Annotated in this window: 23 protein-coding genes and 1 pseudogene; 14 read left to right on the top strand and 10 right to left on the bottom strand. The window is 71.5% G+C overall.

What is annotated here, in order from left to right; all coding sequences use genetic code 11:
* Positions 1–50: 50 nt before the first annotated feature.
* Positions 51–362, top strand: a complete 312-nt coding sequence (locus QR78_RS24555; RefSeq protein ID WP_048430212.1) for a DUF1330 domain-containing protein — start codon at positions 51–53, stop codon at positions 360–362.
* A gap of 157 nt (positions 363–519) precedes the next feature.
* Positions 520–732 carry a hypothetical protein gene (locus QR78_RS24550; RefSeq protein WP_048430211.1) on the top strand — a complete coding sequence of 71 codons (213 nt, stop codon included), beginning with the start codon at positions 520–522 and terminating at the stop codon, positions 730–732.
* A gap of 66 nt (positions 733–798) precedes the next feature.
* On the opposite strand, the gene rpsD is transcribed toward QR78_RS24550, so the two are convergent.
* The 3 genes from rpsD to murI form a co-directional block, all read right to left on the bottom strand.
* Positions 799–1416 carry a 30S ribosomal protein S4 gene (gene rpsD, locus QR78_RS24545; RefSeq protein ID WP_048430210.1) on the bottom strand — a complete coding sequence of 206 codons (618 nt, stop codon included), beginning with the start codon at positions 1414–1416 and terminating at the stop codon, positions 799–801.
* A gap of 260 nt (positions 1417–1676) precedes the next feature.
* Complete coding sequence (locus tag QR78_RS24540) at positions 1677–2498, bottom strand: alpha/beta hydrolase (RefSeq protein WP_342027903.1); 822 nt, start codon at positions 2496–2498, stop codon at positions 1677–1679.
* 10 nt (positions 2499–2508) lie between these two features.
* A complete protein-coding gene (murI, locus tag QR78_RS24535) occupies positions 2509–3375 on the bottom strand; it encodes a glutamate racemase (RefSeq protein ID WP_048430209.1) in 867 nt (288 codons plus the stop codon).
* Positions 3376–3572: 197 nt separating this feature from the next.
* On the opposite strand from murI, the gene egtB reads away from it, so the two are divergent.
* From egtB to QR78_RS24515, 4 genes are all read left to right on the top strand, one after another.
* Positions 3573–4832, top strand: coding sequence for an ergothioneine biosynthesis protein EgtB (gene egtB / locus QR78_RS24530; protein WP_048430208.1), 1260 nt, complete (start codon positions 3573–3575; stop codon positions 4830–4832).
* Positions 4833–4918: 86 nt separating this feature from the next.
* Positions 4919–5908: an L-histidine N(alpha)-methyltransferase gene (gene egtD / locus QR78_RS24525; RefSeq protein WP_048430207.1), complete on the top strand. Its 990-nt coding sequence runs from the start codon at positions 4919–4921 to the stop codon at positions 5906–5908.
* Positions 5909–5913: 5 nt separating this feature from the next.
* Positions 5914–6615: a vWA domain-containing protein gene (locus QR78_RS24520; protein WP_082171849.1), complete on the top strand. Its 702-nt coding sequence runs from the start codon at positions 5914–5916 to the stop codon at positions 6613–6615.
* A 45-nt stretch (positions 6616–6660) separates the two neighbouring features.
* Entirely contained in the window at positions 6661–7401 is a 741-nt protein-coding gene (locus tag QR78_RS24515) for a DnaJ domain-containing protein (RefSeq protein ID WP_179945835.1), read from the top strand.
* Between the two features lie 393 nt (positions 7402–7794).
* On the opposite strand, the gene QR78_RS24510 is transcribed toward QR78_RS24515, so the two are convergent.
* The gene (locus tag QR78_RS24510) at positions 7795–9276 is read right to left on the bottom strand and encodes a D-alanyl-D-alanine carboxypeptidase (protein WP_048430218.1); all 1482 of its coding nucleotides are present in this window, start codon (positions 9274–9276) and stop codon (positions 7795–7797) included.
* 313 nt (positions 9277–9589) lie between these two features.
* Here QR78_RS24510 and QR78_RS24505 point away from each other — a divergent pair.
* The 4 genes and pseudogenes from QR78_RS24505 to QR78_RS24490 form a co-directional block, all read left to right on the top strand.
* Positions 9590–9916: pseudogene (locus tag QR78_RS24505) on the top strand (phasin family protein); the annotation flags it as partial.
* 397 nt (positions 9917–10313) lie between these two features.
* Positions 10314–10691, top strand: a complete 378-nt coding sequence (gene clpS, locus QR78_RS24500; RefSeq protein ID WP_048430205.1) for an ATP-dependent Clp protease adapter ClpS — start codon at positions 10314–10316, stop codon at positions 10689–10691.
* 21 nt (positions 10692–10712) lie between these two features.
* Entirely contained in the window at positions 10713–13190 is a 2478-nt protein-coding gene (clpA, locus tag QR78_RS24495; protein WP_048430204.1) for an ATP-dependent Clp protease ATP-binding subunit ClpA, read from the top strand.
* Positions 13191–13388: 198 nt separating this feature from the next.
* Positions 13389–13661 (top strand): hypothetical protein, encoded by a 273-nt coding sequence (locus tag QR78_RS24490; protein WP_048430203.1) that lies wholly within the window; start codon positions 13389–13391, stop codon positions 13659–13661.
* 215 nt (positions 13662–13876) lie between these two features.
* On the opposite strand, the gene QR78_RS24485 is transcribed toward QR78_RS24490, so the two are convergent.
* Positions 13877–14734: a 3'(2'),5'-bisphosphate nucleotidase CysQ gene (locus QR78_RS24485; RefSeq protein WP_082171851.1), complete on the bottom strand. Its 858-nt coding sequence runs from the start codon at positions 14732–14734 to the stop codon at positions 13877–13879.
* A gap of 368 nt (positions 14735–15102) precedes the next feature.
* Between QR78_RS24485 and QR78_RS24480 the strand changes: the two genes are divergently transcribed.
* Positions 15103–15636 (top strand): DUF6101 family protein, encoded by a 534-nt coding sequence (locus QR78_RS24480; RefSeq protein WP_053221064.1) that lies wholly within the window; start codon positions 15103–15105, stop codon positions 15634–15636.
* 21 nt (positions 15637–15657) lie between these two features.
* Here QR78_RS24480 and ubiA read toward each other — a convergent pair whose 3' ends face one another.
* Both ubiA and QR78_RS24470 read right to left on the bottom strand, forming a co-directional pair.
* Positions 15658–16599 (bottom strand): 4-hydroxybenzoate octaprenyltransferase, encoded by a 942-nt coding sequence (gene ubiA / locus QR78_RS24475; protein ID WP_048430202.1) that lies wholly within the window; start codon positions 16597–16599, stop codon positions 15658–15660.
* Positions 16600–16633: 34 nt separating this feature from the next.
* A complete protein-coding gene (locus QR78_RS24470; RefSeq protein ID WP_425284164.1) occupies positions 16634–17089 on the bottom strand; it encodes a hypothetical protein in 456 nt (151 codons plus the stop codon).
* Positions 17090–17392: 303 nt separating this feature from the next.
* Between QR78_RS24470 and QR78_RS24465 the strand changes: the two genes are divergently transcribed.
* Together QR78_RS24465 and QR78_RS24460 are read left to right on the top strand one after the other, a co-directional pair.
* Positions 17393–18181, top strand: a complete 789-nt coding sequence (locus QR78_RS24465; protein ID WP_048430201.1) for a 16S rRNA (uracil(1498)-N(3))-methyltransferase — start codon at positions 17393–17395, stop codon at positions 18179–18181.
* 140 nt (positions 18182–18321) lie between these two features.
* Positions 18322–19458 (top strand): YbdK family carboxylate-amine ligase, encoded by a 1137-nt coding sequence (locus tag QR78_RS24460; protein ID WP_048430213.1) that lies wholly within the window; start codon positions 18322–18324, stop codon positions 19456–19458.
* Between the two features lie 25 nt (positions 19459–19483).
* Here QR78_RS24460 and pucL read toward each other — a convergent pair whose 3' ends face one another.
* Both pucL and QR78_RS24450 read right to left on the bottom strand, forming a co-directional pair.
* A complete protein-coding gene (pucL, locus tag QR78_RS24455) occupies positions 19484–20320 on the bottom strand; it encodes a factor-independent urate hydroxylase (RefSeq protein WP_048430200.1) in 837 nt (278 codons plus the stop codon).
* Positions 20321–20336: 16 nt separating this feature from the next.
* Positions 20337–21737: a nucleobase:cation symporter-2 family protein gene (locus tag QR78_RS24450; protein ID WP_048430199.1), complete on the bottom strand. Its 1401-nt coding sequence runs from the start codon at positions 21735–21737 to the stop codon at positions 20337–20339.
* Positions 21738–22001: 264 nt separating this feature from the next.
* Here QR78_RS24450 and rnhA point away from each other — a divergent pair, with 264 nt between their 5' ends.
* Positions 22002–22706 carry a ribonuclease HI gene (gene rnhA / locus QR78_RS24445; RefSeq protein WP_048430198.1) on the top strand — a complete coding sequence of 235 codons (705 nt, stop codon included), beginning with the start codon at positions 22002–22004 and terminating at the stop codon, positions 22704–22706.
* Between the two features lie 54 nt (positions 22707–22760).
* Here the strand turns inward: rnhA and QR78_RS24440 are convergent.
* Positions 22761–23490: response regulator (locus QR78_RS24440; RefSeq protein ID WP_125940049.1), on the bottom strand; the 730-nt coding region annotated here is incomplete at its 5' end.

Below are 23490 nucleotides of genomic sequence, written 5' to 3'. Positions count from 1 at the left end.
CGCGATCGTGACGCTCTCTAGAATTCAGGCGACAACAAGGGAGGAGCCCCATGGCGAAGGGATACTGGGTCGGCCGCGTCGACGTCTCGAACCCCGAGGCCTACAAGAACTACGTCGCGGCCAACGGCGCCGCCTTCGCCAAGTTCGGCGGGCGCTTCCTCGTCCGCGGCGGCACCTTCGAGGCGGTGAGCGGCTCGAGCCGGGCCCGCAACGTCGTGATCGAATTCCCGAGCTACGATCAGGCGCTGGCCTGCTGGAACTCGCCCGAGTATCAGGCCGCCCGCGCCAAGCAGGAGGGCGGCGCCGAGATCGACCTCATCGTGATCGAGGGCTACGACGGCCCGCAGCCGGGCGCCGCGTGACGCGGGGACGCTCCGCGTTCCGGAAGGCGCCTTGACCGCCGGGCGGTGCGCGCCACCTCCCGGCGGGTTCATGCCGGGCGACGCCCCTCGCGCGGCAGGCCCAGGGTGGCGTGGACATCGCTCCCCGCATACCGGAACACGAGGCGCCGCGCCGGCCATGACGGGACACGGGACATCGCAACACGGGATCCCCGGCTGGCGCAGGATCCTGCGCCTCCTCCTCACGGTGGTACCGCCCCTGATCGGGATCGTCCTGATCGGACAGGCCGTGGTGGCCTCGATCGGCGGCGACATCCGCCGATGGGAGTTCATCCTCGGGGCTTTGTGCCTCTGCCTGACCTTCGCCGGACGGCTGGTGCCGGAGCGGTAGGCGCACAACGAGAAAAGCCGCCCTCGCGGGCGGCTTTCCGACATCTCGGTTCCTGACGTCGCGCGATCAGCGCGAGTAGAACTCGATGACCAGGTTCGGCTCCATCTGCACCGGGTACGGGACCTCGGACAGGGTCGGCACGCGGGTCATGCGCGCGGTCATCTTGCCGTGGTCGACCTCGATGTAGTCGGGAACGTCGCGCTCGGCGAGCTGGCTCGCCACGAGGACGATCTCGAGCTGCTTGGACGACTCCTTGATCTCGATCACGTCGTCCGGCTTCACGAGGTAGCTCGGGATGTTGACGCGGACGCCGTTCACCCGGATGTGGCCGTGGTTCACGAACTGGCGGGCGGCGAACGGGGTCGCCACGAACTTCGAGCGGTAGACCACCGCGTCGAGACGGCGCTCGAGCAGGCCGACCAGGTTCTCGCCCGAGTCGCCACGCAGGCGGATCGCCTCTGCGTAGTAACGGCGGAACTGCTTCTCGGTGATGTTGCCGTAGTAGCCCTTGAGCTTCTGCTTGGCGCGCAGCTGCGTGCCGAAGTCGGACATCTTGCCCTTGCGGCGCTGGCCGTGCTGGCCCGGGCCGTACTCGCGGCGGTTCACGGGGCTCTTCGGGCGGCCCCAGATGTTCTGGCCCATACGGCGATCGAGCTTGTGCTTCGCCTGAACGCGTTTCGACATCGCGTGTCCTCTTGAATCTGCATCACGTTAAGAGAGGAACGCGCCCTCCTCCCCCCGTAAGCCGGGGCGACAGAGCGGCCGTGACGAGCCGCTCGCGGGTGCGCAAAATGCCGCGGGGCCCCAAACCGGAGCCCCGCGAACCAGGGGCTCTTAGGCGACGAAGCGTCCGGGGTCAACCCTCGGAGAGTTCTGTCGATTCCCCCGCGGGGGCCGGAACCGCGCTCCTCCCTCACAGGCGCGGTCGGAACCGCACTCTGCCCTCAAAGGCGCGGTCGAAACCGCGCTTCGGCCTCGCCGTCGCGCAGGCCGAGGATCGAGACGTGGTCGCCCGGCAGCGCCACGAACTCGGCGCCCGCGATCCGGGCGAGGCGCGCGCCGTACTTCTCCGGGATCACCGGGTCGGCGTCGCCGTGGACGATCAGGATCGGGACGGCGACCGCGGCGATCGCCCGGTCCGAGTGCCAGGTGTCGGCGAGCAGGCCGGCCGGCAGGAGGCGGAAATGGTGGCGGGCCATCGCGGTCATCGAATCGAACGGCGCCTCGAGATAGAGGCCGAGCACGCCCCCTGCACCAGCCCGGGCCGCCACCGCCACCGCGACCGCCGCGCCGAGGGAGTGGCCGTGCAGCAGCACCGGCGCCCCGGGCGCGCGCCGTCGCGCCTCGGCGAGGGCCGCGAGGCCGTCGGCGATCAGTCCGGCCTCGCTCGGACGTCCGGTCGAGCCCGGATAACCCCGATAGGCCGGCGCCATCACGCCCCAGCCGTGGCGGCGCCAGGCCCCCGCCATGAAGCGCTCGGCGTGCCATTCCGGCAGCGAGGCGTTGCCGTGGCAGGTGACCACCACCCCTCCCCCGGGCGCCGGGGGCAGCCACAAGGCGCGCAGGCGCTCCCCGTCCGGGGTCGCGACCGCAACCGTCTCGGCCTCCGGCGGCAGCCGCGCCCCGGTCACCGGCACCGGACCGCCCTGGCCTGGATAGAGCAGGCTACGCTGGAACCACCAGAACGCCGCCACCACGGCGCCGTAGAGAGCGAGGAGCGCGAGGCCGGCGCCGCCCGCGACCCATGCCGCCTGCCGCAGGCTCACCCGGCTCGTCTCACTGCAGCACGAGCGGCATCGCCTCGAGGGCGACGTCGGCGATGCCGCGCTCGCCCAGGGCCGCGCGCAGGGCCGGGGTGAGCCGGGCGCCGCTGGTGAAGGTGGCGAGGATCGGCCCCGGGATCTCGTCGCGGATCGGCTGGCCGAGGAGCTGCACCATGCGCCGGGCCACCGCCGGAGCGGGGTCGATCCAGGTCACCGGCCAGGGGGCGATGCGCTCGTAGCGGGCGAGCAGCAGCGGATAATGCGTGCAGCCCAGCACCACCACGTCGGTCCGCCCCGCCGGCGTCTCGACGAAGCAGGGGGCGATCTCGGCGAGGACGTCCGCGTCGGCGACCGGCAGGCCCGACAGCTCCGCCTCCGCGAGGGCGGCAAGGCCGGTCGCGCCGACCAGCGTCACCGCGCAGGTCCCCGCATAGGTCTCGATCAGGTCGCGGGTGTATTCCCGCCGCACCGTGCCGGGGGTCGCCAGTACGCTGACGAGGCCCGACCGGGTCGCGGTCGCGGCGGGCTTGATCGCCGGCACGGTGCCGACGAACGGCACCGCGAACCGCCCGCGCAAGGCCGGCAGCACCAGGGTGGTCATGGTGTTGCAGGCGATCACCACGAGGTCCGGGGCGTGGAGCGCGATCAGCCGCTCCATCACGGCGAGCACGCGGGACAGGACCACGTCCTCGGGCAGGGCGCCATACGGAAAGGCGGCGTCGTCGGCGGCGTAGACCAGCCGGGCGTCGGGCCGGGCGCGCCGCACCTCGGCCAGCACCGTGAGGCCGCCGAGGCCGGAATCGAAGACGAGGACCACCGGCGCGCGGGTGAAGGGCGCCAGGGGCGCCGCAGCCGTGCCGGCCATCAGATCGAACCGCATGGGGGTGTGACCGAGAGGCAGAGGAGGAATTGCCGGCGAGAGTCCGGCGCGATCGTTAAGGCTTGGTCACTGCGGCGGCAAAAAGGCTCCGCTTCGCCCGCACCCCACAAGCTGCGCGGTAACGCCGCGCCGGAGAAACGAGTTCCCCGGTCCCGCGTTGAACGTGGGCAATTCGTCTACGCTTGAAGGAAGTTTCGATGGCAGCGACCGCGCAGGTCACCGAGAAGGTTCCTGGCACGCGTCCCGCGTTCCCCCCGCCGCCCGCCAGTGCCCGGCCGATCGATCGCGAGGCCTGGATCGCGGCCTTCCGCCACGTCCGAGACGAGACCGAGCGCCGCGCCGCCCCGCTCTCGCCGGAGGACCAGCAGATCCAGTCGATGGCGGATGCGAGCCCGACCAAGTGGCACCGCGCCCACACGACCTGGTTCTTCGAGCAGTTCCTGCTCCAGCCGATGGTGCCGGGCTACACGGTCTTCGACGAGCGCTTCTTCTACCTGTTCAACTCCTACTACGTGCAGGCGGGTCCGCGCGCGCCGCGGATCAGCCGCGGCCTCGTCACCCGGCCGACCTGCGACGAGGTCGCGGCCTACCGCGCCCATGTCGACCGCGCCGTCGCGACCCTGATCGCCGAGGCCCCCCCGGCGACGCTCGCCGAGATCGTCGCCACCCTGGAGATCGGCCTCCATCACGAGCAGCAGCACCAGGAGCTGATGCTCACCGACATCCTGCACGCCTTCGCGCAGAACCCGCTTCTGCCGGCCTACGACGAATCGTGGCGCTGGCCGGCCCTGTCGCAGCGTGCCGGCACGGTCTCGCTCGAGGGCGGCGTGACGCAGATGGGTCATACGGGCGAGGGCTTCCATTTCGACAACGAGGAGCCGCGCCACGACGTGCTGCTGCGTCCGGTCGGTCTCTCGCGTGCCCTCGTCACCAACGGCGAGTGGCTCGAATTCATGCAGGACGGCGGCTACGCCAAGGCCGAGCTGTGGCTCTCGGACGGCTTCGTCGCCGTGCAGAGCGAGGGCTGGGAGGCGCCGGGCTACTGGCGCCGACGCGACGGCGTGTGGTCGAGCATGACGCTCGCCGGCCTCAAGCCCGTCGATCCGGCCCTGCCGGTGACCCATGTCAGCTACTACGAGGCCGACGCCTATGCCCGCTGGGCCGGGCGCGACCTGCCGACGGAGGCCGAGTGGGAGGCTGCCAGCGGCTCGCTCGACGCCGCCTTCGGCCATGTCTGGCAATGGACCCGCAGCGCCTATTCCGCCTATCCGGGCTACCGGCCGCTGCCGGGCGCGCTCGGCGAGTACAACGGCAAGTTCATGGTCAGCCAGTTCGTCCTGCGCGGGGCCTCGGTGGCGACGCCGGAGGGCCACAGCCGGCCGACCTACCGGAACTTCTTCTATCCCCACCAGCGCTGGCAGTTCACCGGCCTGCGTCTATCTCAGGACGGTGCGTGAGGCGCGGCCGGATTCACCCCGATCCGGATCCGCCTCGACACGGGCCTCCCCCGGGAGGCCCGCCCGAACTTCGGAGTTTGACGCCCGTGAACGCCCCGCTTCCCCACCTCGCGCCGAGCGCTCCCCTCGCCGACGCCACCGACAAGGGTTTCCTGCGTGACGTGCTGGCGGGCCTCAGCGCACCGCACAAGCACCTCTCGGCGAAGTATTTCTACGACCGGCGCGGTTCGGAGCTGTTCGAGGCGATCACCCGCCTGCCGGAATACTACCCGACCCGCACCGAACTCGCGATCCTCGACCGGTACGGTCCCGAGATCGCCGCCGGCCTGCCGCCGGGCGCCGCGCTGGTCGAGTTCGGCAGCGGCTCCACCACCAAGGTGCGCCGCCTGCTGCCCCACCTCGCCGACCTCTCGGCCTACGTGCCGGTGGACGTCTCGGAAGAATTCCTGCGCAGCGAGGCCGAAGAACTCGGCCGCGACTTCCCGCGCCTGCGGATCGAGCCGGTGGCGGCGGACTTCACCAGGCCGTTCCCCCTGCCCGACGACCTCGCCGAGGCGCCGAAGGCCGGATTCTTCCCGGGCTCCACGATCGGCAACTTCGAGCCCGATGCCGCGGCGGGCCTGCTCGGCAGCTTCGCCCGCACGCTCGGGGCCGGCGCGACGCTCATCGTCGGCATCGACCTCGTCAAGGAGAAGGCGGTGCTGGATGCCGCCTACGACGACGAGGCCCAGGTCACGGCGGCGTTCAACCTCAACCTCCTCACCCGGATCAACCGCGAGCTGGGTGCGGATTTCGACCTCGACGCCTTCGCGCACCATGCCTTCTTCGACGAGAATCTCGGGCGGATCGAGATGCATCTGGTGAGCCGGCGCAGCCAGCTCGTCACCGTGGCGGGCGTGCCGTTCCACTTCGCCTCCGGCGAGACGATCCACACCGAGAACAGCTACAAGTACACGGTGCCGGGCTTCCGGGCGCTCGCCCGCCGGGCCGGCTGGGAGCATGCCCGCGTCTGGACCGACGAGGACGGGCTCTTCTCGGTCCATGCGCTGACCGCCTCCACCATCCGGCGGCACTGAGCGCCGTGGGCGGGTCCGGCCGCGACCTCGACGGCGCGCGGTCGGCCGCGATCGACGCCTTCCTGGAAACCGCCCGGCAGGTCGCCGCGCCGGCCGGCGACGCGCCGCGGCTCGTCTTCGCCCTCGACGCGACGATGAGCCGCCAGCCGACCTGGGACCTCGCCTGCGCGGTCCAGGCCGGGATGTTCGAAGCCACCGCCCGGCTCGGCGGGCTGGCGGTGCAGCTCGTCTATTTTCGTGGCCTGTCCGAGTGCCGGGCCTCCCGCTTCGTCGCCGATGCCCGGGCGCTCACCGGCCTGATGCAGGGCGTGTCCTGCCAGGGCGGTCACACCCAGATCGGCCGGGTGCTGCGCCACGCCCGCAACCTCGCCGGCCGCGAGCCGGTCAAGGCCCTGGTGCTGGTCGGCGATGCGGTGGAAGAGGATCCCGACGATCTCTGCGCCGTCGCGGGCGAACTCGGGTTGCTCGGCCTGCCGGCCTTCTGCTTCCACGAGGGCCCCGACCCCGAGGCCGCCGCGGTCTTTTCCGAGATCGCGCGCCTGAGCGGCGGGGCCTTCGCCCGGTTCGATGCGGGCGCCCCCGGCGTGCTCGCCGCGCTGCTCCGCGCCGCGGCCATCTTCGCCACCCGGGGACTCGACGGATTGCGCCTCGCCGCGCAAGAGGATGCGGCGGCGCGCCGGCTCCTCGCCGGGATGACCGGCGGGTAGGGACGGTCCTTCCATGAATCTCGAGACGAAGGTGATGGTGACCGGATGATCGCCCTCGGCCTCGGTGTCCTGGTCCTCGTCGGCCTGTGGTGGCTCGGCCGCCACTACGCGACGGCGAACCCCTCGACGATCGCGCGGGTGATCCGCCAGGCCGGCGGCTGGCTGGCGCTGGCGGCGGCGGCCCTCCTGTTTCTGCGCGGGCGCTTCGACATGGCGGGCGCGCTCGGCCTCGGCGGCGCCTGGCTGCTCGGCTGGCGCCAGGGCGCGGCCCTGCCCTTCGGCCTCGGCCGGATGGGCCTGGGCCGGTTCGGTGGCGCCTCCCCGCGCGCGGATGCCGTGTCGCGGGTCCGCTCCGCCCTGCTGGAGATGGAGCTCGACCATGCGAGCGGCGCCATGCGCGGCACGGTGCTGGCCGGCCCTCTCGCGGGCCAGGCCCTCGACGGGCTGGCGCAGCCGCGACTCGTCGCCCTCCTCTCGGAGTGCCGCGCGAGCGACCCGGAGGGCGCCCGCCTGCTAGAGGCTTATCTGGACCGCCGGTTTGCCGGTTGGCGCGTAGACGCTGAGGCTGACCGAGACCCGCGGCCGGGCGGTGCGGCGCAGCCAGGGCCGATGACGGAGGAGGAGGCCTATCAGATCCTGGGGCTTCAGCGCGGGGCGCCCCTCGAGGACGTGCGCCGGGCGCATCGAACCTTGATGAAGCGGCTTCACCCGGACCAGGGCGGGTCCGACTACCTGGCGGCCCGCGTCAACGCGGCCAAGGACTTTCTGCTCAACCGACATCGCTGATACTCCACGCGCGTGTCGACGGAGCCGCGGCAAGAACGCGCCGCGGCGGGGGCATTGTTCTCAAGTCGTGACGAATCTAGCGCAGGGTCCCCTCTCCCGTATGGGACAGGGTGCTACGCATCCATGTAAAGCTCGATGGTCACGCAGCCGGCACGACGCTCAACGTTTCACGCTGAACCGTGTCACCCTCACGCGTGATCTTCGATCGACCGGCCCCTCTCCCATTCGGGAGAGGGGGCCCGTGTTACGTCCTGTTCTGGAAAGATCTTCCCTGGCGGGAAATCCCAATCTCTCAGCAGACTTGCGTCGGCAGTCCAACGCTTCGTCCGCTTAGTTTCTTGTCATGTCGTAGATTTTTGCCGCCGAACCGGTGTCCACTTCGGCGAAATCTGCTTAGCTCCGGGTCGCGAAGCAGGTGAAGCCGTTGCGCTTGAGCGCCTTGCAGGCGTCCTGCGCGGCCTCCGCCTCCGAGAAGCCGGAGAACCGGGCGCGGAACAGCGTGGTGCCGCCATGGGTCACGCGCTCGGTGAAGGGGGCGGCCTTGGCGAGCGCGCCGCCGCCGCGCTGGCGCGCATCCGCGAGCATCGACTTCGCCTTGCCCTCGTCGTCCATGGCGCCGAGCTGGATCACCCAGGGCGAGACCGTGACGGGCTTGGCCGCGGGTGCCGCGGCCTCGCGCGGGGCCGGGGCCGAGGCGCGAGCCTCGCCGGGCTCGGCGGTCGGCAGGCGCGAGGCGTACTTGCCGCCGGGCGCCGGGAAGGCGGGCGCGGCCGAAGGGGCATAGGCCTGGGCGCTCGCCGGCACGGCGCCGGGGGCGCCGGCGCGCCACTTCGGCGTGGCGCCGCCGCGCGGCGCGATGTCGAGGGGCTGGCCGGTCGAGTTGGTGGTCTCGACCGCGTCGTCCTCGTCGGCCGACGCCACCAGGGTGCGGGTCGCGACGGGACGCTCGGCGACGACCGCGGGACGCGGCCGCTCGGCCACCTCGACCACCGGCGCCGAGGTGCGGGCACCCGCATAGGCCACCGGCAGGTTGGCCTGGACGAGCTTCGCCATGATGTTGTCGCGGCTCGCCACCGACTTGCCCCCGAGCACCACCGCCACGATGTGGCGGTCGCTGGTGCGGGCCGAGGTCATCAGGTTGAAGCCCGAATCGCGGGTGTAGCCGGTCTTGATGCCGTCCACGCCCTCGATGCGGCCGAGCAGGTGGTTGTGGTTGCCGATCACCCGGCCCTTGAAGGCGAAGGAGCGGGTCTGGAAATAGCGGTAGTATTTCGGGAACCGGTCCTGGATCGCACGCGCCAGGATCGTCAGGTCGCGGGCGGTGGTGATCTGGTCGGAATCCGGCAGGCCCGAGGCGTTGGCGTAGTGCGTGCGGCTCATGCCCAGCGCGTGGGCCTTGCGGGTCATCATCTCGGCGAAGGCCGGCTCCGAGCCGGCGATGTTCTCGCCGATGGCGCAGGCGATGTCGTTGGCCGACTTGGTGACGAGCGCCTTGATCGCCTCCTCGACCGTCACGGTCGAGCCCGGGCGCACCCCGAGCTTCGAGGGCGGCATGCGGGCGGCGTTGGCCGAGACCGTCAGCGGCGTGTCGAGGTCCATCTTGCCGCGCTCGAGCTGCTCGAACAGCAGGTAGAGCGTCATCACCTTGGTGATCGAGGCCGGATGGCGCAGGGCGTCCTCGTTGACCGCGTGCATCACGCGGCCGGTCTTGGCGTCGACCACCATGGCGGCGTAGGGCGGATTGTAGCCCCCTCCCCCGCCGTGATGGGCCCGCCGACGCGCCTCGGCGGGCGAGGCGGTGAGGGCCGTCAGCACCGCCGCGGCGGCGAGCACGGCCGGCAGCGCGGGTGAAGATTGGCCGTGAACGCAACGCATCACGCACATACCCCGTTCGATTGCAGAGGGCGCCCGCATCCCGGAGGGCGGCACCCTGGACCGACGGCGCCCTGCGAGACGGCGTGGCGCGGCGGCATCACTGTCAATCAGGCTAGGGAGGCGCGGTTACGCCCCGGTTAATTCGACTCGAATTGTCTCGATTGTGCGACGCACAACGACCCTTGACGAATTTTGTGCAGTGCACATATTACGGTCAGCGGGGCGCGACGCGCGGGCAGCCCCGTCGAGCCCGACCGCCGCGCGAGAGGGGGCACCCGGACGGGTGCCTGGCGACACCATGAACCAGCAGTATATGGGCCAGCAGGCCGAGGCCGCCCAGAAGCTCGGCAAGGATGGCATGGACGCGATGCTGCGCAGCTTCGGCTCGCTGTCGAAGGCCAGCCAGGCGATCGCCGTCGAGGCGACCGACTTCGCCAAGCAGTCCTTCGAGCTCGGCACCGCCACCCTGGAGAAGCTCGCCGGCGTGCGCTCGCTCGACAAGGCGCTCGAGATCCAGACCGAGTACATGAAGACCTCCTACGAGCGTCTCGTGGCCCAGAGCACCAAGATGACCGAGCTCTACCAGAACCTCGCCAAGGAGATGGCGAAGCCGTTCGAGGGCGTGGTCGCCAAGGCCCAGGAGCAGGCCACCAAGGCTCAGGACCGCGCCTTCGCGGTGGCCAAGGACGGCTTCAACAAGATCGAGGACGAGGCCAAGCAGGCCGCGTAACGCCTGAGGCGCTGGCCGGACGGCCGCGCCCCCGCGACATCGGAACGAGTACCGCGACCGGCCGGGCCACCCCGTGCCGGTCGCACGCGTTCGGGGCCCCTCGCTTACCCCTCCGCCGGCCCTTCGCCGCCCCTTGCACGACAAGAGCGCGCAGCCGACTGGCGAAGCGCCGACTCGGCCTATAGATTAGGCTCGGCACCGGCAGCCGACGTGATAGGCTGCCAGCCGGCAGGTCGTCCGCGGCCCTCGTCTCGCGGGGGCCGGCGCGTCCTGGCGCGGTCGCCAGAGCGAGGTCGGTACGATTCAGATGGCTCAGGACCCGAGGCAGGGAGAACCCTCCACCAGGCCGGTCGCGGCCAATCCACGGGCTCCCGGCAACGGCGACGGGCGATCGGGAACCGCCGTGATCACGCGGACGAAGCCGCGCACCAAGCGGCCGAACCTCTACCGCGTGCTGCTTCTCAACGACGACTACACCCCGATGGAATTCGTGGTCCACGTGGTCGAGCGCTTCTTCAACAAGTCGCGCGAGGACGCGACCCGCATCATGCTGCACGTCCATCAGAACGGCGTCGGCGAGTGCGGCATCTTCACCTACGAGGTCGCCGAGACCAAGGTGACGCAGGTCATGGACTTTGCGCGGAAACACCAACATCCTCTGCAATGCGTCATGGAAAAGAAATAGGCACCAGCTAAGAGGCCCGCTTTGCCCAGCTTCTCACGCAGCCTTGAACAAGCTCTTCACCGCGCCCTGGCGCTGGCGGGCGAGCGCCGACACGAATACGCCACGCTCGAGCATCTCCTGCTGGCCCTGGTCGACGACCAGGATGCGGCCGCCGTCATGCGGGCCTGCAACGTCGACGTGGACCTGCTGAAGCGCAACCTCGTCGAGTACATCGACACCGAGCTCGCCAACCTCACGGGGGATGGCCGGCAGGACGCCAAGCCCACGGCGGGCTTCCAGCGGGTGATCCAGCGCGCGGTGATCCACGTGCAGTCCTCCGGGAGGGAGGAGGTCACCGGCGCCAACGTGCTGGTGGCGATCTTCGCCGAGCGCGAGAGCCACGCCGCCTACTTCCTGCAAGAGCAGGACATGACCCGCTACGACGCGGTCAACTACATCAGCCACGGCATCGCCAAGCGCCCCGGCCTGTCCGAAGGCAAGCCCGTGCGCGGCGCCGACGAGGAGGGTCCGACGGAACGTCCGAGCGGTACCGAGGACGAGCGCGGCGGCCAGAAGAAGAAGGGCGACGCGCTCGACGCCTACTGCGTCAACCTCAACAAGAAGGCCCGCGAGGGCAAGATCGACCCGCTGATCGGCCGCGAGAACGAGGTCCAGCGCACGATCCAGGTTCTCTGCCGGCGGCAGAAGAACAACCCGCTGCTCGTCGGCGACCCCGGCGTCGGCAAGACCGCGATCGCGGAAGGCCTCGCCCGCAAAATCATCCAGCACGAGGTGCCGGAGGTCCTGGCGGACGCGACCGTCTTCTCCCTCGACATGGGCACGCTGCTCGCCGGCACCCGCTACCGCGGCGACTTCGAGGAGCGCCTCAAGCAGGTGATGAAGGAGATCGAGGCGCATCCCAACGCCATCATGTTCATCGACGAGATCCACACGGTGATCGGCGCCGGTGCGACTTCGGGCGGCGCGATGGATGCCTCGAACCTCTTGAAGCCGGCGCTCGCCTCCGGCGCGCTGCGCTGCATCGGCTCGACCACCTACAAGGAGTACCGCCAGTACTTCGAGAAGGACCGGGCCCTGGTGCGCCGCTTCCAGAAGATCGACGTCAACGAGCCGTCGATCCCGGACGCGATCGAGATCCTCAAGGGCCTGCGCCCGTCCTTCGAGGAGTTCCACAAGCTCAAGTACACGACCGAGGCCGTGAAGGCCGCGGTCGAATTGTCGGCCCGCTACATCAACGACCGCAAGCTGCCCGACAAGGCGATCGACGTGATCGACGAGACCGGCGCCTCGCAGATGCTGGTGCCGGAGGGCCGCCGCAAGCGCACGATCGGCGTGAAGGAGATCGAGGCGACCATCGCCACGATGGCCCGCATCCCGCCCAAGACCGTCTCGAAGGACGACGCGGAGGTGCTCGCCCACCTCACCGACAACCTGAAGCGGGTGGTCTACGGCCAGGATGCGGCCATCGACGCGCTCACCGCCTCGATCAAGCTCGCCCGGGCGGGGCTTCGCGATCCCGACAAGCCGATCGGCGCCTACCTGTTCGCCGGCCCGACCGGCGTCGGCAAGACCGAAGCCGCCAAGCAGTTGGCCTCCAGCCTCGGCGTCGAGATGCTGCGCTTCGACATGTCGGAATACATGGAGCGGCACACCGTCTCGCGGCTGATCGGCGCCCCTCCGGGCTATGTCGGCTTCGACCAGGGCGGCCTCCTCACCGACGGCATCGACCAGCATCCGCATTGCGTGCTGCTGCTCGACGAGATCGAGAAGGCCCACCCGGACCTGTTCAACATCTTGTTGCAGGTGATGGACCACGGCAAGCTCACCGACCACAACGGCAAGCAGGTCGATTTCCGCAACGTCATCATCATCATGACGACGAATGCGGGCGCGGCCGACCTCGCCAAGGCGGCGTTCGGGTTCACCCAGAACAAGCGCACCGGCGACGACCAGGAGGCGATCAACCGCCTGTTCGCCCCGGAATTCCGCAACCGCCTCGACGCGACCGTGTCCTTCGGCCACCTGCCGAAGACCGTCGTGGCCAAGGTCGTCGACAAGTTCGTGCTCCAGCTCGAGGCCCAGCTCGCCGACCGCAACGTCACGATCGAGCTGTCCGACGAGGCGCGGGACTGGCTGGTGGAGAACGGCTACGACGAGGCCATGGGCGCCCGCCCGATGGCCCGCCTGATCCAGTCGACCATCAAGACCCCGCTCGCGGACGAGGTGCTGTTCGGCAAGCTCAAGGACGGCGGCGCCGTCCGGGTGATCGTCAAGCGGCCCGACGGCGAGAAGCCGAGCCTCGGCTTCGTCTTCCCGGCCGGCCCGGTGATGCCGCGCCCTGAAAAGGACGTGACGGACGCGACCAAGAAGGCGGGCAAGAGCCCGGCCAAGAAGCCGCGGCGCCCCCGCGCCGCCTCGAAGAAGCCGAAGGACGGCGGTTCGGGCGACGGCGGCGGCGGCATCCGCACGGTGCCGAAGGTGCCGCTGGTGCGGGCCTGACCGGCGCGGGATCGAGGGGCGTCCCCCCTCGATCCCGACCCGCCTCCCGTGTATGAGGCTGACCCAGAGACGCACGCATCCCGGCGGGGCCTCCCCGCCGGGATGTTCATTTGAGGCCCTGGCCGCTTCCCGGGCGGTTCTCGGGGCCAGTGACGCCGCGGGCTCCGCGCCCGCGCCAGGAAACGTGAGACGGTTCCCATGAGCGGAGAACTCAACGAGGGCCCCCTCGCCCCGGCCGCGACGGTGACCCCGCCCTCTCCCAAGGTGACGCGGCGCGAGCGTCGCCGCCAGCGCCGGCGCCGCCGCAAGATCGGCGAGGAGATCCTGGCCTGGATTTTGGTGCCGGTGATCGTGCTGTGCTGCTACTGGGCGATCAACGCGGGCTTCACCTTCTTCGGCACCACGCCGAGCGCGGTGTTCGACCAGCTGAAGCAGGTGAAGACGGCGCTGGAGAAGCGCGAGTCGCGCTAGACGCCTGTCGCATATGATCGCCGTGGCCGGCTGCTCGGCGGAGACGTGCGAGACGGCCTGCCGCCGCGGCGAGCCCCGACCTGACGAGTGGTCTCCGGATCGGGCGGTGGGGAGACCCGGCCGGTGCACCCGGTCTCGAAACCCTCGGCGAGACTCACCGATTCGGGCCGATCGGCTGGTCCGTCCGCCGGCCGGGCAGTGCCCGGCCTCCGGCCTCAGCCCAAACCCGCCAGCACCTCGGCCCGCAATGCCTCGGGCACCGCGATCAGCTCGCCGTGGATCGGCTCGCGCCGGTTGTAGACCGGGGGCCGCCCGTCGAGGCCGACCACGGCGCCCCCGGCCTCGCGCAGGATCAGGTCGGCGCCGGCGAGGTCCCAGTCGCGGGCGTCCGACGAGACCAGCCCGACATCGACCAGCCCCTCGGCCACCCGCACCAGCCGCAGGGCGAGGGAGGGGATGCGGGGCAGGCGTACCAGTGCCCCGGGGGTCTCGCCGAGGCCGAGCCGGCGCTCGATCCGGTCGGCCATCGGCTTCGGCCCGGTGACCCGGGCGCCGGCCACGCCGGCCTGGGCGGAGACCCGGATCGGTACGCCGTCCTTCGTCGCCCCCTGCCCGGCCACGGCCTCGTACAGGGTGGCGGTGACCGGCGCGGCGACGTGGCCGAGGACCGGCTCGCCATGGGCGAGCAGCGCCACGGCGATCGACCAATCGGGATCGCCCGACAGGAAGGCGCGGGTCCCGTCGATCGGGTCGACGATCCAGACGAGGTCGTGGGCGAGGCGCACCGGATCGTCCCGGGTCTCCTCCGAGAGCCAGGCCGCACCGGGCAGGAGTTCGCTCAGGCGCACCTTCAGGAAGGCGTCCACGGTGACGTCGGCTTCCGTCACCGGCGAGCCGCCGGACTTGTTCCAGACCCGGGCGGTCGTGCGCTCGCCCTGACGAAAGAACGGCAGCGCCAGAAGCGCGGCCTCGTGGATGATCGCCCGGACCTTGGGCAGGACCTCGTCGGGCCGCAATCCCTTGGGCAGGAGCCCCTCGGGCAGGATCGCGCGCGCGTCGTCGGGGAGAGTCATGGTCGGCCGCGAGGGTTCGAGGGGAGCGCCCGGCTTCCCCGCGGAGCGGGGGCGGGCGTCGGTCCCACCGTTGTAGGCGCCGCCACCGGGCGCCACAAGGACGCCGCTGCTCGCGGTCGGGCGCAGGGACGCCGCACCGTCGTTCCGGGCGCCGGCGAGCATCGCTCACCCTTGCGCAAGGAGTGAACGATAAATGAATCGCGTCGAAACAAGGATCTATTGAGCATTCGACGCATCCGGTCCGCGACAACCATCGCTTAACGCTGCCTTTTAAGGCGTTTTGAGCCGGCGGGGGTGCAATCTCCTCTCAACGGCGGACGACACGACAGAGGTCGCCGCCTCACGCGGACAGGGCGTCGAGCAGAACCATGGTCACCAGATTCCCCTCTTCGAACCGTCGCTCCTCCGGCAGCCAGGCCGCCCGTCGCGACGTCGATCTCCCGGTCATCCACCGCGGCCCGGTCCAGGCCGAGCCGTCGGCCCTGCCGATCGTCGGCGGCGTTCCCGGCGGTTCGGTCGCCGGCAGCCTGGCCCTGTGCCTCGACGGGGATGCGAGCGACGCCGCCGGCGAGGACCGCTTCGCCGTCATGCTGCTCGACCGCGACGGCGATCCGGTGATGCGGCTCGGCCTCTACGGCGACGACGAGGTGGTGTCGGTGTGGCGCCGCCTCGGCGCCGAGACCGGCCTGCCGATGGTGGTGATCCAGGAGGACGGCGCCGTCTCGGCGATGGGTCAGCAGGTCGGTCGCCTGAAGCTCGGCGCGGTGCGCATCCGCCGTCGGCACGGCCTGCTCGCCCACCGCCGGCCGCGCTTTCTCACCCGCCGCAAGACCGCCCGGCTGCCGCTGCGCCCCCTGGTCTACCGCGACGAGGCCCTGATGACCGACGGCGGCAGCCTCTGAGCCGCCGCGTCGCAGGATGCGCTACATCAGCCCTTGCCAGATCGCGTCGAGGGTGAGGCCGCAGAACAGGATCAGACCCGCATCGCGGTTCGAGCGAAACAGCCGCAGGGCCTCGGCGCCGTCGCGCGGATCGAGCCGCCCGACCTGCCAGGCGAGGTGGCCGGCGAAGAGCGCGAGCCCGGCAAGCCCGATCGGACCGGCCCCGGCCCCGGACAGGGCGAGGCCGATGCACAGGACGCAGGCGAGGAAGCAGCCCGCCACGGCGAGCCGCACCCAGGCGCCGAAGAAGCGGGCCGAGGATTTGATGCCGGCGATCTCGTCGTCCTCGATGTCCTGCACCGCGTAGATCGTATCGTAGCCGATCACCCAGGCGATCGCGCCGGCATAGAGCCAGTAGGCCGGGGTCTCGAGGCGCCCGACGAGGGCGACCCAGCCCATCAGCGCGCCCCACGCGAAGGCGAGGCCGAGCACCGCCTGCGGCACCGGCATCACCCGCTTCATGAACGGGTAGATCGCGACCGGCGCCAGCGAGGCGAAGCCGACGAGGATCGCCGTCTTGTTGAACTGCAGCAGCACCGCGAGACCGACGAGGGCCTGCACCGCCAGGAAGATCAGGGCGTGGCGCACGCGGATCCGCCCCGAGGGCAGCGGCCGCAGGCGGGTGCGCTCGACGCGGGCGTCGAGGTCGCGGTCGGCGATGTCGTTGTAGGTCGAGCCCGCGCCCCGCATGGCGACGGCGCCGACGAGAAAAAGGGCGAGGTGCCACAGGCTCGGGCCGGGCCGCCCGGTCGCGATAGCGGCGAGCGCCGCCGACCACCAGCACGGCAGCAGCAGGAGCCACCAGCCGATCGGCCGCTCGATGCGGGCGAGGCGCAGGTAGGGGCGCACGGCCTCGGGGGCGTGCCGGTCGACCCAGTGCCCCGTCACCGCATCGGCGACGGGACGATCGGGGGCGGTCGTCATGCCGACGGGCGCCGCACCGGTCGGTGAGGGGACGTCACAGCGCGCCCTGCGGCACCCGGAAGCTGCCGGTCAGGCCGGGACCGCCGAGGAGACCGCCCCCGCCCCCGCCCTGCTGCTGCTGGGCCGCCATCGCGCGGGCCTTCTTCTCCATCGCCGCCTGCTGCACGGCCGCCTGACAGACCTTGGTCTTCAGGGTCGAGACCCGGCCATGATCGGCCTTGAAGCCCTCGACGAAGGAATCGGGGATCGAGCACCAGTCCTTGTTGGCGCTGATCCACTTCAGGCCCTCGGTGCCGTTGGCCTGGAGCTTGGTGAAGAGGGTGCAGGCCGCCGCCGCGGTGATCTTCGCCTTCTTGCCCTGCGAGGCGGCGTTGACCTTGCCGACGATATCCTTGCGCTCGGTCAGGGTCTTCTGGATCGACGAGCAATCGGCACCCTGGGCGAGGGCCGCCCCGCCGAGCAGCGTCGCGCCGAGCAGGCTTCCGGCCATCGCCGCCACGGTCACACGCATGCAGGTCATCTCCACCCCCTCAAAAAATCTCGCTCCGAGGCCCCGGCTTTCCGGGATCGCCGCCGGACGTCGTTCGCCGGTCCGGCCGTGCCGCGCCTCGGGCATACGTAAGAAATCCCTGCCGCTCCCGGCCTCGAACAGGTTTCTGCACAGGATTGTGGCGCCTTCATGCGGCAAAGCCCGGTTCGTTCCGGCGCACCGTCCGGTTGCGGACGCCTGTTGCGGTGCTGCCACAGGCCGGGCGATTGACAGCCGGCCCCCGCCTCGGCGAGCACGGGGCCCATGGCGGCCTACGAATTCAACGCTCCCCGGCTCTTCCTCGACATCCCGATGCGGGAAGGCACCCGGCACACCCTCGACCGGGCGCAGGCGAACTACCTGCTCTCGGTGCTGCGGCGCGCGGCGGGCGAGCCCGTGCTGGTGTTCAACGGGCGCGACGGCGAGTGGCGGGCCGAGATCGCGCCCACCGGCCGCAAGGCGGCGGACCTGGTGCTGACGGCGCAGACCCGGCCACAGACCCCGCCGGGCGACCTGCACTACCTGTTCGCCCCGCTCAAGGCGGCGCGCCTCGACTACGTCGCCCAGAAGGCGGTAGAGATGGGCGCGAGCCTGATCCAGCCGGTGGTGACGCGGCGCACGCAGGGAGACCGGATCAAGCTCGACAAGCTGCACGCCAACGCCATCGAGGCCGCCGAGCAATGCGGCATCCTGGCCCTGCCGGAGATCCGCGACGCCGCGCCGCTGGCCGAGGCCGTGGCCGGCCTCGCGCCCGAGCGCCTGCTGGTGTTCTGCGACGAGGACGCGCCGGTCGCCGATCCCGTCGCGGCGTTGCGGCAGGCCGCCGCGATGCACGGAGGACCCGGGCACGGCCCCGGGAACGACCCTTTGCCGCTCGCCGTTGTGATCGGACCCGAGGGGGGGTTCACGCCCGAGGAGCGCACCCTGATCGGAGACCGCCGGAACACCGTCCGCCTCTCCCTCGGCCCGCGGATCCTGCGCGCCGACACCGCCGCCGTGGCGGTGCTCGCCCTGGTCCAGGCCGTGCTCGGCGACGGCCGGCCGAGGGCCTGATCCGCCCGTCCCGCGGCGCCGGGCCCGGACTCGCGCTGCCGTCCACACCCTGATAACGGAGCCGCCCCCGCGGCCGAGGCCGATTCGCGGCTCCTCGGCCGTCGGCGCGACGCGGCCTGCGATTGCCGGAGATCCTGCTGATGCGAGCGGAATTCGACGTCTGCCTCGAGGAGGAGGTGTTCATCAACGATGCGGCCAAGCGCGACGCCGCCCGGGCCCGCACCCGCGACTTCCTCGCCGCCTGCCGGACCGCCTCCCCGCTGGTGCGCACCGAACTGATGGAGCCGCAGCTGGTCTGGGCGATCGCGCCGGTCGCCGACCTCGCCGAGGCGCGCCGGGCGCTCGCCGACCTTCGCGGCAATCTCGGAGCGCTCGCCTCCGCCCGCGGCCTCGCCCTGATGGCGTCGGGCACCCACCCCCTCGCGCTGTGGAGCCGGGTGCGTCCGCGCGACCAGGCCGCGGGCGGCCGGGTGCTGCGCGACCTCCAGATGGTCGGCAGCCGCACCGTGGTCTGCGGCCTCAGCGTCGGGGTCGGAGTGCCCGACGGCGTCTCGCGGATCGACCTGATGAACCGGGTGCAGCCCTACCTGCCGCTGCTGCTGGCCCTGTCGACCTCCTCGCCCTTCTGGCAGGCGCAGCGCACCGGGCTCCTCGGCTACCGGCTGGCCGCCGCGCGGGAACTGCCCCGCAGCGGGTTGCCGCCGCTCTTTAGCGACGAGGACGACTACGCCCGCTACCTCGATACGGTGGTGGCAGCGGGCGCCATCGACAGCCCGCGCCACGTCTGGTGGGTGGTCTGCCCCGCGCCGACCGGCCCCGGCCTCGACCTGCGCATCGCCGACAGCTGCACCCGCCTCGACGACGCCCTCGCCATCGCGGCGCTCTACCGCTGCCTGATCCGCCACCTCGCCCGGAATCCCGCCCTCCACCGCGACCTCACCGGCGCCTCGCAGGCGATCGCGGCGGAGAATTGCTGGCGGGCCCAGCGCTACGGCATCCACGGCAGCTTCGTCTGCGAGGCGACCCGGACGGCGCGGCCGGTGGCGACCGTGCTCGCCGAGACGCTCGCCCTCGTCGCCGAGGATGCCCGGGCGCTCGGCTGCGCGGCGGAACTCGACCTCGCCCGCTGGATCGTCGCCCGCGGCACCAGCGCCGACCGCCAGCTCGCCCTCTTCACGGAGGCACAAGGGCGCGGCCTGCCGCCCCGGGAGGCGCTGGCGGAGGTGGTCGACTGGCTCACCGCCGAGACCGTGGGGACGAACCCGACCCGGCATTGAGGGACGGGTCGGCCGACCCTCCGGTTCACCGCCCCACCGTACACTCGATCTGGCCGTGCGGCTCGTCGGTCGCGACGAAGACCTGGTTCGGGTTGTCGAGGCCGAAGGGCGAGAGGTTCGCCAGCAGGTAGTGCTTGTTCGGGCAGGCGAGCGTGATCGTCGCGATCTCCGGCACCGCCGCCAGGGCGGCCGTGCCCATGCGGTAGAGGCTGTCCTGCAGGCTGTGGCTGTAGCTGCCGGCAAAGACCCGGAGCAGCGCGTCGAGGATGCGGGCGTTGGCGGCCTCGTAGTCGGTGGGCTCGGCGGTCCAGGCCCAGGACGCCTCCATGCTGGTGGCGGCGATGCGGTCGTGGGTCTCCGGGATCGTGGTGTAGGGGTCCTTCACGTAGTTGGCCCAGCCCGATTCCGTGCTCTTCAGGAAGGTGAAGCCGGCAAGGCCCGATTCCACCGTCGCGCCGTCGCGCGACAGGACGACCCGGGCGAAGGGCTGGCCGTTGCCGTCAAGGGTGAAGGCGTGGGGATGGGCCGCGCCATCGACCGCGAGGCGGTTCCAGCGGGTCTCGTGACCAGTGACGGTGGCAGTCTCCATCTGCGGGTAGCTGTCGAGGAGCCGCTGCGCCACCGCGCGGCAGAACGCCTCCGACGAGAGCGCCGGGCTCTCGCGGGCGACGATGTAGACGACGTTCTTGATCGTGTCGGTCGAGACGGTGGCGCTGTTGTCGGCCGCCGTGAAGGTACGGTCGAACGCCCCGGTCAGCATCGCCGTCACGGTCAGTTCGCGTACCGCGTGCCGGTCGCCGTCGCGGTGGACGCGCATCACCCGCACCCGGCCCTTGCCGTAGGTCTTGTGCAGCAGGGTCATGGTTCCCTCTCTCGAATCAGACGTGCTCGACGGCGGCGGCCGCCGCGGAGGCCTCCCGGCCCGCCCGCTCGGCGCTGCCGACGCCGTTGAAGAAGGCGTTGAGCAGGACCGCGGCGATCGATGCCAGCAGGATGCCCGATTCGAGCAGCGGGTGCAGCGCGTGCGGCAGGTTGCGGAAGAAGGTCGGCGCCACGAGGGGGATCAGGCCGAAGCCGACCGCGACCGCCACCACGAACTGGTTCTTCGGCCGGCCCCGAAAATCGACCGCGGTCAGGATGCGGGCGCCGGTGGCCGCCACCATGCCGAACATCACGAGGCCGGCGCCGCCGAGCACCACCTGGGGCACCGCCTCGACGAGGGCGGCCATCTTGGGCAGCAGGCCGAGGGCCAGCATGACGACCCCGCCCGCCACGGTGACGAAGCGCGAGCGCACCCCCGTGACTCCGACGAGGCCGACATTCTGCGAGAACGACGTGTACGGGAAGGTGTTGAACACACCGCCCACCAGCGTGCCGAGCCCGTCGGCCCGCAGGCCGCGGGCGAGGTCGGCCCGGGATACCGGCCGGCCGGTGATCTCGCCGAGCGCCAGGAACATGCCGGTCGATTCGATCATCACCACGATCATCACGACGCACATCGTGGCGACCGGCACGAGGTGGAACTGCGGCCAGCCGAAATGGAACGGCAGCACGGGGGCGAACCAGGCTGCCGCCGCGACCTTCTCGACGTGCATGAGCCCGAGGCAGGCCGCCAGCACCGAGCCGGCGACGATGCCGGCCAGCACCGCGACGTTGGCGAGGAAGCCCCGGCCCCAGCGGATGAGCGCGAGGATCGTCAGCAGCACCACGAAGGCGATGCCGAGGCCGCCGGGCTGGGCGTAGGCCGGGTTCGGGACCGTGGCCGGCATGCCGTCGACGATTCTCGTGATCGTCGGCTGTCCGCCTCCGGCCCAGTTGATGCCGACCCGCATCAGCGAGATGCCGATGACCAGGATGATCGTGCCGGTGACGACCGGCGGAAACAGCGGCAGGAGGCGGCTGACGTAGGGCGCCACCAGAAAGCCGAACAGGCCGGCGGCGATGACCGAGCCGTAGATGCCGAGCAGCCCGACTCCCGGGGTCGCCGCCATCGACAGCATCGGCCCGACCGACGCGAAGGTCACGCCCATCATCACCGGCAGGCGGATCCCGACGCCCGGGAACCCCGCCGACTGGATCAGGGTGGCGAGGCCGCAGGCGAAGAGATCGGCGCTGATCAGGAAGGCGACGTCTTCGGAGGGGAGCCCGAGCGCGCGGCCGACGATCAGCGGTACCGCGACCGCGCCGGCATACATGACGAGGACGTGTTGCAGCGCCAGCGGTACGAGGCGGGCCGCCGGCAGTCTCTCCTCGACGGCGTCGGCGGGCTCGACGGGCATGGGGCGTGTCTCTCGCTGGGCGGCCGGGGGACGCGCGATGGATCGAGTGCGGCATCCTTGCGGCAGGATGCCGTCTTATCATCGCGCAGCCACCGCCCTCCGCAAGCCGCATGCCAGGGAACCTCGGGCCGGGTTGCGCCGGGGGCCGGCTGGGTATTTGTTCACCATTCCGGGCCGACACTGCCCGGGCGGCCGGCAGCCCGCGGTGCCTCGTGCGGGCGCCGGGGCGCGGCCGCGTTCCGTCGTGAGTTTGAGCGAAACACCATGCGAACCATCGTTTATGCCGATGGCGGCTGCGATCCCAATCCCGGCCCGGGCGGCTGGGGCGTGGTGATCCAGGCGCCGGACGGCCCGATCGAGCTGTGCGGAGGCGAGACGCAGAGCACCAACAACCGCATGGAGCTGACCGCGGCGATCCGGGCGCTGGAGCATTTTCCCGAGGGCGCCGCGATCGAGATGCGGTGCGACAGCCAGTACGTGGTGAAGTCGGTCACCGAGTGGATCCGCGGCTGGAAGCTCAAGGGCTGGCGCACCACCACCGGCCCGGTGAAGAACGTCGAGCTGATGCAGCGCCTCGACGAACTGGCGGCGCGGCGCGACGTGCGCTGGGTCTGGGTGAAGGGACATTCCGGCGAGGCCGGCAACGAGCGCGCCGACCGGCTGGCGGCGCAAGGACGTCGGCAGGCTCTCGGGCTGCCGCCGCGGGCCGACATCGCGCCGGCCAGAACGCCCGCGGTGATGCCGGCGGCGGCTCCGGCGCCCGCTGCCCCGCCCGCGGAGCCGGCGCCCCGCGGCACCTCGATCCCGGTGGAGGGCGGGCTGGGCCTGCGCCTCTCCCGCGCCGCCAAGCAGGCCGGCACCACGCCCCAGGCCTATGCCGACGAGATCCTGCGTCTCGCCCTCGATCTCGGACCGGAGGGGCTGGCACTCCTGCGCGACGCGAAGGCCCGGAAGCTGCCGGCGGCGTGAGGCTCCGGAGAAGCGGCGCCGCGGCGGGCAACGGCCTGCCGGGCGCCGTCGCCCTCACGCGCTCTTGGGGAACGGCACGACCGTGTCGTCGCCCAGCCCCGGGCCCGCGCCGCGCACCACCGTCTCGATCATCCGGGCCAAAGCCGCCTGGTCGTAGGGCTTGGCGAGCCGCGGCAGGTCGGTGCCCTCTCCGGGGCCGAAATCGGCGTAGCCGGTGGCGAGGATCACCTTGAGGGCTGGCCGTTCGGCGAGGATCCGCGCGGCGAGCTCGATGCCGGTCATCTCCGGCATGGCGTGGTCGGTCAGCACCAGATCGAGGGTGCGGGCGCGTCGCATCAGCGCCAGGGCCTCGTGGCCGGACCGGGCCTCGATCACCCGATGCCCGAGATCCTCCAGCATCGCGGCGCTGTTCTCGAGCACCAGGGGATCGTCGTCGACGACGAGGACCACCTGGGACGGCAGGGCGTGGGACTCGGCGGCGGGACGCAGCGGCGGCTCGGCGGCGGCCTGCGCCGCCACCGGCAGCCAGATCTCCGCGGTGGTGCCCGCGCCCGGCCGGCTGCGCAGCACCAGGCGGCCGTGCGACTGGGCCGCCAGGCCGTGCACCATCGACAGGCCGAGCCCGGTCCCCTTGCCCACGCCCTTGGTGGTGAAGAACGGCTCCTGCGCGCGGGCGAGGGTGTCCGCCTCCATCCCCATTCCGGTATCGGAGACCGCGAGGCACAGCATCGTGCCGGTCCCGTCCAGACCTGTTTCCTCCCGCCCCGTCCCCTCCTGGCTGGCC

It is taken from the genome of Methylobacterium indicum, assembly GCF_001043895.1.
GTDB lineage: Bacteria > Pseudomonadota > Alphaproteobacteria > Rhizobiales > Beijerinckiaceae > Methylobacterium > Methylobacterium indicum.
Note: the sequence above shows the minus strand (reverse complement) of the source record. Positions and strands in the feature narration are given on the sequence as shown.

Bases quoted from the DNA above. Each gene is read 5' to 3' on its own strand.
- QR78_RS24490 (WP_048430203.1), top strand. From the start codon at position 13,389: ATGAGCGGAGAACTCAACGAGGGCCCCCTCGCCCCGGCCGCGACGGTG.
- QR78_RS24485 (WP_082171851.1), bottom strand. From the start codon at position 14,734: ATGACTCTCCCCGACGACGCGCGCGCGATCCTGCCCGAGGGGCTCCTG.
- QR78_RS24515 (WP_179945835.1), top strand. From the start codon at position 6,661: ATGATCGCCCTCGGCCTCGGTGTCCTGGTCCTCGTCGGCCTGTGGTGG.
- pucL (WP_048430200.1), bottom strand. From the start codon at position 20,320: ATGACCCTGCTGCACAAGACCTACGGCAAGGGCCGGGTGCGGGTGATG.
- clpS (WP_048430205.1), top strand. From the start codon at position 10,314: ATGGCTCAGGACCCGAGGCAGGGAGAACCCTCCACCAGGCCGGTCGCG.
- rpsD (WP_048430210.1), bottom strand. From the start codon at position 1,416: ATGTCGAAACGCGTTCAGGCGAAGCACAAGCTCGATCGCCGTATGGGC.
- ubiA (WP_048430202.1), bottom strand. From the start codon at position 16,599: ATGACGACCGCCCCCGATCGTCCCGTCGCCGATGCGGTGACGGGGCAC.
- QR78_RS24450 (WP_048430199.1), bottom strand. From the start codon at position 21,737: ATGCCCGTCGAGCCCGCCGACGCCGTCGAGGAGAGACTGCCGGCGGCC.
- QR78_RS24460 (WP_048430213.1), top strand. From the start codon at position 18,322: ATGCGAGCGGAATTCGACGTCTGCCTCGAGGAGGAGGTGTTCATCAAC.
- QR78_RS24470 (WP_425284164.1), bottom strand. From the start codon at position 17,089: ATGGCCGGAAGCCTGCTCGGCGCGACGCTGCTCGGCGGGGCGGCCCTC.
- QR78_RS24465 (WP_048430201.1), top strand. From the start codon at position 17,393: ATGGCGGCCTACGAATTCAACGCTCCCCGGCTCTTCCTCGACATCCCG.
- QR78_RS24480 (WP_053221064.1), top strand. From the start codon at position 15,103: ATGGTCACCAGATTCCCCTCTTCGAACCGTCGCTCCTCCGGCAGCCAG.
- rnhA (WP_048430198.1), top strand. From the start codon at position 22,002: ATGCGAACCATCGTTTATGCCGATGGCGGCTGCGATCCCAATCCCGGC.
- egtB (WP_048430208.1), top strand. From the start codon at position 3,573: ATGGCAGCGACCGCGCAGGTCACCGAGAAGGTTCCTGGCACGCGTCCC.
- QR78_RS24510 (WP_048430218.1), bottom strand. From the start codon at position 9,276: ATGCGTTGCGTTCACGGCCAATCTTCACCCGCGCTGCCGGCCGTGCTC.
- murI (WP_048430209.1), bottom strand. From the start codon at position 3,375: ATGCGGTTCGATCTGATGGCCGGCACGGCTGCGGCGCCCCTGGCGCCC.
- QR78_RS24550 (WP_048430211.1), top strand. From the start codon at position 520: ATGACGGGACACGGGACATCGCAACACGGGATCCCCGGCTGGCGCAGG.
- QR78_RS24555 (WP_048430212.1), top strand. From the start codon at position 51: ATGGCGAAGGGATACTGGGTCGGCCGCGTCGACGTCTCGAACCCCGAG.